Origin of the sequence: Aureimonas sp. AU40 (assembly GCF_001463785.1) — a bacterium.
In the GTDB taxonomy this organism is placed as follows: domain Bacteria; phylum Pseudomonadota; class Alphaproteobacteria; order Rhizobiales; family Rhizobiaceae; genus Aureimonas.
Window position 1 is genome coordinate 124128 of record NZ_BBWL01000054.1, and the last position, 11713, is coordinate 135840.

The following is an 11713-nucleotide window of genomic DNA, read 5'->3' on the forward strand; positions in this document are numbered from 1 at the left end:
GCTTCCTGGGAGGGAAACTCGGTGCACTCTTCGAACGCGCATTCTTCCAACGCATTCTCCACGCGCCGCCTGGGCGCGCTTCTGGCCGGCGCGGCGCTGATCGGGCTCGGCCTGACAGCAAGCGCCAGCGCGGCGGACCCGATCAAGATCGGCATCGTCACCAAGACCGACGCCAACCCGTTCTTCGCCAAGATGAAGGAAGGCGCGGAGGCCAAGGCAAAGGAACTCGGCGTCGAGCTGCAGAGCTTCGCCGGAAAGTTCGACGGCGACAACGACACGCAGGTCACCGCGATCGAGAACCTCATTTCGTCGGGCGTCAGCGGCATCCTGCTCGCCGCCAGCGACACCAAGGCGATCACGCCCGTGGTGGAACAGGCGCGCCAAGCCGGCATCCTGGTGATCGCGCTCGACACACCGCTCGACCCCGCCAACGCCGCCGACGCGACCTTCGCCACCGACAACGTGAAGGCGGGCGAGCTGATCGGCCAATGGGCCGCCAAGACGGTCAAGGACCCAAGCACAGCCAAGGTCGCCTTTCTCGACGCGATCGAAAGCCAGCCGACCGTGGACGTCGCGCGCGACCAGGGCTTCATGAAGGGCTTCGGCATCGACGTGAAGGACCCCAGCCGCTATCTCGACGAGGACGACAAGCGCATCGTCGGCCATTTCTGGGGCAACGGTTCGGAAGAGGGCGGGCGCACGGGCATGGAAACCCTGCTCCAGAAGGAGCCCGACCTCTCGGTCGTCTACACGATCAACGAGCCGACGGCGGCGGGCGCCTACGAGGCGCTGAAGGCGGCCGGCAAGGAAAGCGGCGTTCTCATCACCTCCGTGGACGGCGGCTGCCCCGGCGTCGAGAACGTGAAGGCCGGCGTGATCGGCGCCACCTCCATGCAGTACCCGCTCCTCATGGCCTCCAAGGGCGTCGAGGCGATCGTCGAGTTCAAGAAGAACGGCAAGAAGCCCGAGCCGACGCCGGGTCTCGACTTCTTCAACACGGGCGTGACGCTCGTCACCGACAAGCCGGTGTCGGGGATCGAGTCCATCACCTCCGCCGAAGCGCTGAAGAAGTGCTGGGGCTGAGATCGGCCTGAGCGGGCCGGGCGCCGCGCTCCCGCCAAGGAGCGCCCGGCGCCTAGACCGACCATCGGACCGGGGCGTGCGGCCAGGAAGCCCGAGCTTGGCGGGCTGACCGGGGCGCCCCGTCGGGGCCGCGAACGCTGACCCCGAGCTGAGCCGTCCGGCGTCCCCGCTCCCGCGCGATCCATCGGATATCGCACGTCCATCAGCATCCCGCCGCCTTCGCCCTGCCGGCGCGCCTTGCCCGGCTCCCAGCGACCAAGGCGCAGACCGGCGGCCGGGCGGCCCCCTCGACGGCCGCCCGGCTCCTTTCCCCCGTTCCAGGAGACCCCAGCGATGACCGCTTCCGAGGGTTCTTCCGTCGCCGGCGCCTCCGGCGACGGGTTCGCGCAGTTCGAGGAGGGGCGGCGCTCGCCGCTCCGCCGGCTGCAGCATCTCCTCCACCGCTACCCCACGATCGTGCCCTTCGTGGTTCTGGCCCTGGGCCTCGCGGTGTTCAGCCTCATCGTCGGCGCGCGCTTCTTCCAGCCCTTCAACCTCTCGCTGATCCTCCAGCAGGTGACGATCATCGCGGTTCTGGGCGTGGCGCAGACGCTGGTGATCCTCACCGCCGGCATCGACCTGTCGGTCGGCGCGATCATGATCCTGTGCACCATCGTCATGGGGCATCTCGCCGTCTCGGCCGGCCTGCCGCAGGAGGCGGCCTTTGCGGCGGCGCTGCTGGTGGGCCTCGGCTGCGGCGCGATCAACGGCGTGCTCGTCACCTATCTCAGACTGCCGCCCTTCATCGTCACGCTCGGCACGTGGAGCGTCTTCGGCGCCCTGTTCCTCTATTATTCCGGCAGCCAGACCATCCGCTCGCAGGTCGTGGCCGCCGAGGCGCCGCTCCTGCAATGGATGGGCGCGGCGACCTCGCTCGGCGGGGCGCGCTTCACCGCCGGAACGCTGGTCATGCTCCTGGTCGCGGCGGCCGTCTGGTACATGCTGAACCGCACCGCCTTCGGCCGCCATGTCTATGCCGTGGGCGACGACGCGGAGGCGGCAAGGCTCTCCGGCATCGACGCCAAGCGCACGCTTCTGTCCGTCTACGCCCTGTCGGGCCTCATCTGCGCCATCGCCGCCTGGGTGCTGATCGGGCGCATCGGGGCCATCAGCCCGACCTCGGGCGGCTCGGCCAATCTCGACTCCATCACCGCCGTGGTGATCGGCGGAACCTCGCTCTTCGGCGGGCGCGGCTCGATCGTCGGAACCCTGGTCGGGGCCCTGATCGTCGGCGTCTTCCGCAACGGGCTGGCGCTCGCCGGGCTCGACGCGCTCTGGCAGGAATTCACGGTCGGCCTTCTCATCATCGTCGCGGTCGGCCTCGACCAGTGGATCCGGCGGGTGTCGGCATGAGCGCCTTCGTTCTCCAGGCCGAGGGGCTTCGCAAGCGCTATGGCCGCGTGGTCGCCATGGACGGGGTGGATTTCGACCTGAAGCGGGACGAGATCCTGGCGGTGATCGGCGACAACGGCGCCGGCAAATCCACCATGATCCGGGCGCTGGCCGGCGCTGTGCGGCCGGACACCGGGCGCATCCTGATCGACGGCGAGCCCGTGTCCTTCCGCACGCCGATGGACGCGCGGCGCGCGGGCATCGAAAGCGTGTTCCAGAACCTTGCCCTCTCCCCCGCCCTGTCGATCGCAGAGAACCTGTTTCTCGGCCGCGAGGTTCGTCAGAAGGGTCTGGCAGGACGGCTCTTCGGCCATCTCGATCTCGCCCATATGGAAGCGGAAGCGCGGCGCCAGCTCGCCGGGCTCGGCCTCACCACGGTTCAGGACATCCACCAGAAGGTGGAGACCCTGTCGGGCGGCCAGCGGCAGGGCGTCGCCGTGGCACGGGCCTGCGCCTTCGGCGGGCGCGTCGTGATCATGGACGAGCCGACCGCCGCGCTCGGCGTCAAGGAAAGCCGGCGCGTTCTCGACCTCATCCTCGACGTGAAGCGGCGCGGCCTGCCGGTGGTTCTCGTGTCCCACAACATGCCGCACATTTTCGAGGTGGCGGATCGCATCCACATCCACCGGCTCGGTCGCCGGCTCGCGGTGATCCGGCCGCGCGACTTCACCATGTCCGACGTCGTCGCCTTCATGACGGGCGCGGCGGTTCCTCCCCCGGAAGCCCTCGCCGCCTGACGGCCGGCTTCCCCTTCTCGATCAGAAAGGCACGCAATGTTCGCCGCCAAGCGCATGGACCACAAGCTCGCCCGCATCCGCTCGGGCCAGTATTCCCCGAAGGACTTCATCATCGCCGACGCCAAGGACGGCGACATGGCGCTGGGCACCGGCACGGCCGGGCCGGACTTCGGCGCGGACGGCAAGCCGACCGGGCGCATGCGCCCGCTTCAGGTCTACCGCGACGGCATGGAGCGCATGGTGGCCTCCGGCCTCATCGACATCATGCTGACCTCGCTCTCCTCGGCCGAGGTGCTGACGAAGAAGGGCGTCTACGACGGATCGGACGTGACCCCGGCCGTGCGGCTCAACGACGGCAGCGACATCTGGCATTGGCGCGGCGCCAACTACAAGCACCTGCCGACCGTGCCCTTCCGCACCGCGCGGCTCGACCGGGTGAAGCCGGTGTCCGATCTCGGCCTCTACGCCCTCACCTTCTTCAACGATCTCGACCAGGACCGGCGCTCGCTGGACGCCTATGCCGAGTTTCGCGACGAGGCGACGGCGGCGGGCGTGCGGCACTTCCTCGAAGTCTTCAATCCGCAGTTCGAGGTGAAGACGGCGGGCTCGGACTTCGCCACCTACAACAACGACGCGATCGCAAGGTGCCTCGCCGGCGTGTCCTCGCTGGATCGGCCGGAATTCCTGAAGGTCGTCTACAACGGGCCGCGCGCCACGGAGGAGCTCGCCTCCTACGATCCCGGCCATCTCATCGTCGGTATTCTGGGCGGGGCCTCGTCCACGACGCGCGACACGCTGGAGATGGTGAAGCAGGCCGAGAAATACGGCGCGCGCGTCGCGCTCTTCGGCCGCAAGATCTTCTTCGCGGAGGATTGCGAGGAGATCGTCCGGCACATGCGCCTGGTGATCGAGGAGGACGTCTCGTCCGAGGAGGCGACGAAGCGCTATCACGACATCCTCGGCAAGAAGGGCATCCGCTCCAAGAAGTCTCTGGAAGAGGACCTCGAGATCACCGACCCCTCGCTCAAGATGGGAGCCTGAGGCGGAATGGAGACGGCAAGACGGGGGTTCCTGACGGCCGGAACCTGGTGCGCGGACCACAACAAGCTGGTGGAGCGCTGGCCGGAGGAGGACATGGTCGTCGAGATCCTGTCCGAGGGCGTGGAAGGCGGCGGCTCGGCCTGCAATTTCGGGATCGACATCCGCCGGCTCGACCCCGCCATGCCGGTGGACACGATCGGCGTGGTGGGGGACGACGCGGACGGCGCCGTCCTTCGGGCGCAGGCCGAGGCGGCGGGCATCGGCGTCGCCGGCCTCCATGTCGTGCCGGGCGGGCGCACCAACTTCACCGACGCCTACAGCGTGCGCTCCAGCGGGCGGCGCACGCATCTCTTCCACCAGGGCACGAGCGCGCTGCTCTCGCCAGAGCATTTCGACTTCGCCGGCTCCGCCGCGCGCATCCTGCATCTCGGCCTGCCCGGCATTCACGAGAAGATGGACGGACCCTGGGGCGGCGAGGCCAACGGCTGGCTGCATGTCCTGAAAGCGGCGCGCCGCGCCGGGCTCCAGACCAATCTGGAGCTTCTGCAGATCGCGCCCGCGCGCCTGCGCACCATCGTGGAGCCCTGCCTCGGGGCGCTCGACCTCCTCGTCATCAACGATTTCGAGGTCGGCGCGATCACCGGCACGGCGACGACGTGCAATGGGGCGACGGATGTGGAGGCCTGCCAGCGGGCCGGGGCGCGCGTGATGGAACAAGGGTCCATGCAGGTGCTCGCCATCCATTTTCCGCTCGGCGCCCTCGCCTTCGAGCGGGACGGAACGGTGACGCACCGGCCCTCCGTCAGCGTGCCGCAGGGCGCGGTGATGGGCGCCAACGGCGCGGGCGACGCCTTTGCCGCCGGCTTCGTCTACGGCTTGCACGAGAGCTGGCCGGTGTCCGAGTCCCTTCGCCTCGCGCACGCCTGCGCCGCCGCATCGCTGCGCGATGTCGGCACGACGGGCGGCGTTGAATCCTGGCGCGCCTGCCTGGATCTCGCGGAAGGCTGGGGCTGGCGGCACTGATCTTGGTGGCGCGCTGCGGCTGACGGGTCCGATCGTTCGGGTCCCGACGAGCGCCCCATCATGGATCGACGGATTTCAGGCGCCCTCCTCACTGCAAGGTCTCGTGGCTTGGCGCACCGCCTGCCGGTGGTGTTGTTCGCGTCAACGCTTCAGCCGCTCGCCATTGCTAATGGTGTCGAGCATCCTCCCTCCGCGAAAGGGCTGGGCGGCTCGCCAAACGAGCCGTTCCCCGCTCCTCCGCACCTTCACTTCACAGCATCAGTTGACTGCGTGCCGGGGCGTCTCGTTCATGAAGGCAAGCGTCTCCGCAAAAGAGCGGATTCCGGCGTCCGAGCCGAGGCCCGTCGCCACCAGGGCGGCGGAGGCCTGGGCGAAGTCGAGCGCGGTGGCCAGGTCCATCCGGTGGTGCAGCGCGGCGATGAAGCCGGCATCGAACGCGTCTCCGCAACCGGTCGTATCCACGACATCGATCGCGAAGGCCGGGCGCGTCACCGCCTCGCCGGAGGCCGCCATGAACGAGACCCCCTCCCCGCCCAGCGTGAAGACGCAGTGCCTCACACCGCGATCCAGAAAGAAGCGGCCCGCGCCGCGATTGTCGGACACGCCCGAGATCGCCTGGGCCTCCTCGATCGAGGGCATGAAATAGTCGATATGCGGCAGAAGCGGCTCGATCAGCGCGAGCGTGCCCTCGTTGGCGCCGAGGAGATCGAAGGTCACGGTGCGCCCGCGCCGCTTGGCCTCCGCCAGAAGGCGGCGGCTCGGCTCGCCGTCGAGCTTGCCCAGGAGGCCGGTGCCGCCGAGATGCACGATGGGCGGCGCGAGCACCGCGTCGAGCGCGGCGTCTTTGACCTCGAAATGGTCGGAGGCGCCACGCGCATGCAGCGCCGGGCGCGAGCCGTCGCGGCGGATGTTGAGGATGGTGGCGGAGGTCGGCACGCCAGATAGGCGCTGCATCTCAGCAGTATCGACGCCGAAGCGTTGCAGCGTCGCCAGCACGAAATCGGCCTTCTCGTCCTCCCCCACGGCGCCGACGGCGAGGCAGTTCAGCCCGAGCTTGGCCAGATCCACCACGGTTCCGCCCGCCGTTCCCGCGACGGTGAGGCGGATTTCCTCGATGAAGTCCACCTGCCCGCCGGGCGGGATGGCGTCGACCGGGCGGCCGAGCACGTCGAGAATGTAGAGGCCGATCACCGAGACGTCGTGGGTCATGAAAACGTGGGTCCAAGCAAGGGTGAAGGGAAGTCTCAGTGCGCTCAGCCGCGCTGGCCGAGGGTGAAGATCGTGCCAGCGATGAGGATGAAGGCGCCGACGATGGCGAGTTGCAGCGTGCTGGGAATGCCGACGAAGATCAGGACGTTGCTCACCAGCGTGATGAGGAGGACGCCGAGCAGGGTGCCGACGACGCTGCCCGAGCCGCCGGTGATGCGCGCGCCGCCCAGCACCACGGCCGCGATCACCTCCAGCTCCATGCCGGCGAGATCGAACGGATTGGCGAGCCGGTTGCTGGACACATGCACAACGCCGGCGACCCCCGCCAGCAGCCCGGCATAGGCGAAGACGAAAAGGCGTACGCGGAAGAGATTGAAACCGAGCCGTTCGGCGATCGCGGGATTGCCGCCCACCGCGAAGACGGCGCGTCCGATCAAGGTGCGCTCCAAGATGAACCAGGTGAGGACAGCCGCGCCGACGAGAACCAAGACGGTCGCCGGCAGGATCGAAACCGCGCCGTTCGCCCCGACATGGGTATAGAGCGGCGCCTTGCCGAATGCGTCCATCGCGGTCGGAATGTTCATGAACAGCGCCGTCCCGACGAAGGTCAGGAGGAAGCTGCGGATGATGTATTGCGTGCCGATCGTCACGATCAGCGAGGGCGCCTGCAGCTTGTGGACGAGAACGCCGTTCACGGCGCCGAACGCCGCGCCGCCGAGCGCGGCCAGAACGAGGATGACGGGCATGGGCATGCCCGGCACGACATCCACCACCAGCATGGTCAGCGCATACATGACGAAGGCGGCGATGGCCGTAAACGACACGTCGATGCCGCCCGCCGCCAGGACCACCAGCACCCCCATGGCGAAGAGGCCGCGCACCACCGAGGCGCGCAGGATGTCGAAGAGATTGTTCATCTGCAGGAAGTCGGGATTGGCCGCGACCACCACGAGGCAGGTGAGGACGACAAGCGCCAGCGTGAAGAGCTCCGGCCGCCGGATCATCTGGTCGCGCAGCCGCGCGCCGAACCCGGAGCGCGCGGCGGTGGGGGCGGACAGCGTGTCGGTCATAGAGAAGGGCCTTTCCCGGTGCCGGCCATCGCCTGGTAGATCGCGTCTTCGCTGAAGGCCGCGGCGGCTCGCTCGGCGATGATGGCGCCCTGGCGCATGACCATGATCCGGTCGCAGTTCTGCAGGAGCTCGGGCAGGTCGTCGCTGATGATGAGAACGGCCATGCCGCCGTCGGCCAGGCGCTGGATGATGCGGAAGATCGTGTCCTTGGAGCCGACATCGACGCCCACGGTCGGCCCGTGCAGGATGAGAAGACGCGGCTCAATGGTAAGCCAGCGCCCGATCAGCACCCGCTGCTGGTTGCCGCCCGAGAGCGACTGGACGGGGCGCGACACGTCGGGCGTCGCCACCTGAAGATCGGCGACGCTCGCCTCCGCCAGCCGCCGCGCGCGCCGGGCGCTGACCATGCCGAAGGCGCCGCGCAGCCTGTCCAGCACCGGCAGAACGATATTGTCCTGGATCGGCTTTTCCAGAAACAGGCCCTCGGTCAGGCGGTCCTCCGGCACGTAGCCGATGCCGGCAGCGATCGCCTCCGAAGGCGTTCGCGGGTGGATCGGCTGGCCGTCCAGCCGGATGGAGCCTTGCGTGGCGGGCGCGACGCCGGCCAGCGCCAGCGCCAGCTCGTTGCGCCCGGAGTCCATGAGGCCGGTGAAACCGAGGATTTCGCCGCGCCGGATGCCGAAGGAGAGATCGCGAAAGCCCGGCGCGCCGAGACCCTCGACCTCGAGCAGCGGCGCGCCGAGCTTGGGATCGGTGCGATAGCGCGCCTCGCTGATCTCGCGCCCGGTCATGAGGGCTGCGAACTCGGCCTTGGAGCTTTGCGCGACATCGAGCTCGGCGACCTTCAGCCCGTCGCGCAGGATGATGGCCCGCCCGCCGATCGCCTTGCACTCGTCGAGCTTGTGGGTGACGAAGAGAACGGCGACGCCCCTCGCCCGCAGCCGCTCCACGACGGCCAGAAGGTTCTCGACCTCCTGCCGCGTCAGCGAGGTCGTCGGCTCGTCCATGATGACGAGGCGCGCCTCGGCCGCGATGCCGCGCGCGATGGCGACGAGCTGGCGCGTGGCGAGCGGCAGCGTGTCGGTGCGCCGGGTCAGGAAGGCGCGGGTCGTCGGCAGATGCACCTTTTCCAGCGCGCGGCGGGCCGTCTCGTGAAGAGCGGAGACGTCGAGCCGGCGCGCCAGACGGCCGGAGGCGGCGACGAGCTGGCCGGTCAGCGCGACATTCTCGGCAACGGAGAGATTGGGCAGGAGCGAAAGGTCCTGATAGACGGTTTCGATCCCGGCCTTCAGCGCGCCGATCGTGCCGAGATCGCCCGCGCGCTCGCCGGTCGGTTCGCCGTCGATCAGGATCTGGCCGCTATCGGCGGTCTGAGCGCCGGAGATGATCTTGATCAGCGTGCTCTTGCCGCAGCCGTTCTCGCCCATGAGGTGGTAGACGCGCCCGGCCTCGATCGTGAGATCGACCTCCTTCAAAGCATGGACGCCGCCGAAGGACTTTCGCACCTTTCGGATTTCGAGAAGCGGCGCCGCGCGGGGCGGCAAGGACGCATCGACCTGCATCGTGGTGACATTCCTGAGGGAATTGGGCTGGGCCTTGACCGCATTCGGCCCGGAAGCGTTCGGCCCGCAGGCCGAAAAGGCCGGCGCCCCTGGAGGGCGCGGGCCATGCTTGCTATGGCGCCGGGCAGGCGAAGAGCCTGCCCAAGCGCTCCCGAGCTGAGCTCAGAACGGGTAGTTCTTGTAGCTCGACTTGTCGACGTCGACCCAGGCCTGGCCCTGCACGATCACGCCCTTGCCCGGGCCCTTGGTGACGGAGACCTTATCGTAGCCGGGCACGCCGAGATCCATGCCGTCGGTGATCTCCTTGCCGTCGAGCACCATGTTGGCGACGACGTTCATGACATAGCCGGCGTCCTTCGGGTCCCAGAAGAAGATCTCGTCCACCGCGCCGCTTTCGAGATAGGGTCCGGTGTCCTTGGGCAGGCCGAGGCCGTAGACGCAGGTCTTGTCCTGCAGCCCGGCCTCTTCCACCGCGCGGCCGATGCCGATCACGTCGATGGCCGAGGAGCCCTGGAAGCCCTTGATGTCGGGGTAGCGGCGCAGAATTTCCTTGGCTTTCTCATAGGCGCGGTTGGCGTCGTTGAAGGACTCGTTCTTCGCCGCCACCAGCTCCATGCCGGGATATTTCTTGGCGTTCTCCGCGCCGGCATCGACCCACTGGTTGTGCGTCAGGCTGCCGAGCGAGCCGACGAAGCTCGTCCACTTGCCGCTTTGGCCCATGCAGGCGGCGAGCTTCTCGTTGATCCGCGCGCCGAACGCCTTGTTGTCGAAGGCCTCGATATCGACCGCCGTGTTGACCAAGCTGTCGCCCTCGTGGGTGATGACCTTGATGCCGCGCTGGCCAGCGCGGCGAAGGACGCCTTCCAGCGCCGTCGGGTCCATCGGGACCACGGCGATGGCCGAGACGTTCTTGGCGACGAGGTCCTCGATGATGCGGGACTGCTGAGCGGCGTCCGCCTTGGCCGGGCCGATCTGGCTGGCGGCAACACCGGGATGGTCGGCCCCGTAGGCCTTCACGCCCTCGTTCATGCGGATGAACCAGTTTTCGCCGGTGACCTTCACCACCGTCGTGATGGTCGGCTTGTCCGCTGCCAGCGCCGTGCCGGCGGCGAGCGTCGCGGCAAGGGCCGCGCATGTGCAGAGTTTCGAGATCGCGCTCATGAAATCCTCCCTCAAGATGGTCGAAGTCGTCGCACCGCGTCGCCCGCTCCTCCCGAGCCGGCGCGCGGAGTGTCGTCAGGCCGTGGGCCGCAGCCAGAGGCCGAAGTCGAGCCGCGTCGAGGCCAGGAGCGCCAGAAGCAGCACCCCCCAGGCGAGGTCGCGGAAGAAGTTCGAGATGTCCATGAAGTTGAAGAGGCTGGACAGGATCTGCAGCGCCGTCGCCGCGAGCAGCACGCAGCTCACCTTGCCGTAGCCCCCTTCCGGCTTCACGCCTCCCATGACGGCGATCAGCACCGCGATCAGGACGTAGGAGCCGCCATAGTCCCATTTCACCGAGGCGTTGCGCGAGGCGATGACAATGCCGGCAGTCGCCGAAAGGACGCCGCTGCTCGTATAGGTCAGCGTGATCATGCGGTTCTCGGCGATGCCGCCGTAGCGCGCGGCTTTGGCGTTGCTGCCGAGGAGCATGAGCTTCAGACCGAAGGGCGTGAACCGCAGGACGAAGCCGAGAACGCCCGCCACCAAGAGGAACAGCGCGAAGCAGAGCGGCACGCCGAACACTGGCGAATTGCCAAAATCGTCGAGCGGCGGAATGTAGCCGAGGCTGATGGCCGAGCCATTGGTCAGGAACACCGCGCAGCCGGTGAAGAGAAGCTGGGTTCCGAGCGTCGCGATCAGCGGCGTCAGCTTGGCATGGGCGATCAGCAGCCCGTTGGCGAGCCCGCCGATCAAGCCGACGACGAGCGCAAGCGCGGCGAAGACGACGGAAAAGAGAAGCGGCGCCTCCTCGGCCGAGACGAGCCCGCCGGCCAGGAGAAAGGCGGTAATCCCCGCGAGATTGGCGAGCGCGATGCCCGATAGGTCGATGCCGCCATTGCCCGAGCTCATGGCCAGCATGACGCCGAGCGCAAGAAGGCCGAGTTCGGGAACCTGCGCGGCCATGGACTGGAGATTGTAGCTGTCGGTGAAATTGGCCCCGGCCAGCACCGCGCCCGCCGCCAGCACGGCGACGTTCAAGCCGGCCAGCGCCAGTCCCTGCCGATCGACACCGGAACCCATGTCGCACCCTCCCCATGGCCGATGCGGACCGCCTGTGCGGCCGGAGCGGGTCTCCCTCCCGTCATCCAGCCAGCGCCGTCACCGACTTTTGACATTTGTCACGACGATCTGTCTCCTGTCAATTCTGGACGGAGGGTTCGCAGATCTGGCGGCGCGGAGGGGTTTGGGGAGCGGCTTCAGTGCTGAGAACGCAGGCAGCCGGCTGATGGGATGGGGTTTGTGGAGAGACCCGCGCGAGCCTGCCCGCTCCCGAACCACGCGGCCTTCGGAGTATTGCAAACGGTTGTTCTTCAAACGCGGCACACCGACCAAGACTGTTGTCCGGCGGAGCGGTGAA

At 68.2% G+C, this 11713-nt stretch carries 10 protein-coding genes; 5 read left to right on the forward strand and 5 right to left on the reverse strand.

What is annotated here, in order from left to right; genetic code table 11:
* Positions 1-69 precede the first annotated feature (69 nt).
* From AUL32_RS21670 to AUL32_RS21690, 5 genes are all read left to right on the forward strand, one after another.
* Complete coding sequence (locus tag AUL32_RS21670; protein ID WP_062120117.1) at positions 70-1083, forward strand: sugar ABC transporter substrate-binding protein; 1014 nt, start codon at positions 70-72, stop codon at positions 1081-1083.
* A gap of 333 nt (positions 1084-1416) precedes the next feature.
* The gene (locus AUL32_RS21675) at positions 1417-2475 is read left to right on the forward strand and encodes an ABC transporter permease (RefSeq protein WP_061978793.1); all 1059 of its coding nucleotides are present in this window, start codon (positions 1417-1419) and stop codon (positions 2473-2475) included.
* Positions 2472-3251 (forward strand): ATP-binding cassette domain-containing protein, encoded by a 780-nt coding sequence (locus AUL32_RS21680; RefSeq protein ID WP_061978794.1) that lies wholly within the window; start codon positions 2472-2474, stop codon positions 3249-3251. The genes AUL32_RS21675 and AUL32_RS21680 overlap by 4 nt, the downstream gene beginning before the upstream one ends.
* Positions 3252-3287: 36 nt before the next feature.
* The gene (locus AUL32_RS21685) at positions 3288-4292 is read left to right on the forward strand and encodes a hypothetical protein (RefSeq protein WP_062119821.1); all 1005 of its coding nucleotides are present in this window, start codon (positions 3288-3290) and stop codon (positions 4290-4292) included.
* 6 nt (positions 4293-4298) lie between these two features.
* Positions 4299-5315, forward strand: coding sequence for a carbohydrate kinase family protein (locus AUL32_RS21690; protein ID WP_062119823.1), 1017 nt, complete (start codon positions 4299-4301; stop codon positions 5313-5315).
* A 258-nt stretch (positions 5316-5573) separates the two neighbouring features.
* On the opposite strand, the gene AUL32_RS21695 is transcribed toward AUL32_RS21690, so the two are convergent.
* The 5 genes from AUL32_RS21695 to AUL32_RS21715 all read right to left on the reverse strand — a co-directional run bounded on the left by AUL32_RS21695 (position 5574) and on the right by AUL32_RS21715 (position 11376).
* Positions 5574-6524: a carbohydrate kinase family protein gene (locus AUL32_RS21695; protein WP_062119827.1), complete on the reverse strand. Its 951-nt coding sequence runs from the start codon at positions 6522-6524 to the stop codon at positions 5574-5576.
* A gap of 44 nt (positions 6525-6568) precedes the next feature.
* Positions 6569-7594 carry an ABC transporter permease gene (locus AUL32_RS21700; RefSeq protein ID WP_062119830.1) on the reverse strand — a complete coding sequence of 342 codons (1026 nt, stop codon included), beginning with the start codon at positions 7592-7594 and terminating at the stop codon, positions 6569-6571.
* The gene (locus AUL32_RS21705; protein WP_062119834.1) at positions 7591-9156 is read right to left on the reverse strand and encodes a sugar ABC transporter ATP-binding protein; all 1566 of its coding nucleotides are present in this window, start codon (positions 9154-9156) and stop codon (positions 7591-7593) included. Before AUL32_RS21705 ends, AUL32_RS21700 begins: the two co-directional genes overlap by 4 nt.
* Positions 9157-9318: 162 nt before the next feature.
* Complete coding sequence (locus AUL32_RS21710) at positions 9319-10317, reverse strand: substrate-binding domain-containing protein (RefSeq protein WP_062119836.1); 999 nt, start codon at positions 10315-10317, stop codon at positions 9319-9321.
* A 75-nt stretch (positions 10318-10392) separates the two neighbouring features.
* A complete protein-coding gene (locus AUL32_RS21715; protein ID WP_062119838.1) occupies positions 10393-11376 on the reverse strand; it encodes an ABC transporter permease in 984 nt (327 codons plus the stop codon).
* Positions 11377-11713 lie beyond the last annotated feature (337 nt).

Coding starts and splice junctions, on each gene's coding strand:
- AUL32_RS21690 (WP_062119823.1), top strand. CDS start 4,299: ATGGAGACGGCAAGACGGGGGTTCCTGACGGCCGGAACCTGGTGCGCG.
- AUL32_RS21705 (WP_062119834.1), bottom strand. CDS start 9,156: ATGCAGGTCGATGCGTCCTTGCCGCCCCGCGCGGCGCCGCTTCTCGAA.
- AUL32_RS21680 (WP_061978794.1), top strand. CDS start 2,472: ATGAGCGCCTTCGTTCTCCAGGCCGAGGGGCTTCGCAAGCGCTATGGC.
- AUL32_RS21715 (WP_062119838.1), bottom strand. CDS start 11,376: ATGGGTTCCGGTGTCGATCGGCAGGGACTGGCGCTGGCCGGCTTGAAC.
- AUL32_RS21675 (WP_061978793.1), top strand. CDS start 1,417: ATGACCGCTTCCGAGGGTTCTTCCGTCGCCGGCGCCTCCGGCGACGGG.
- AUL32_RS21700 (WP_062119830.1), bottom strand. CDS start 7,594: ATGACCGACACGCTGTCCGCCCCCACCGCCGCGCGCTCCGGGTTCGGC.
- AUL32_RS21710 (WP_062119836.1), bottom strand. CDS start 10,317: ATGAGCGCGATCTCGAAACTCTGCACATGCGCGGCCCTTGCCGCGACG.
- AUL32_RS21685 (WP_062119821.1), top strand. CDS start 3,288: ATGTTCGCCGCCAAGCGCATGGACCACAAGCTCGCCCGCATCCGCTCG.
- AUL32_RS21695 (WP_062119827.1), bottom strand. CDS start 6,524: ATGACCCACGACGTCTCGGTGATCGGCCTCTACATTCTCGACGTGCTC.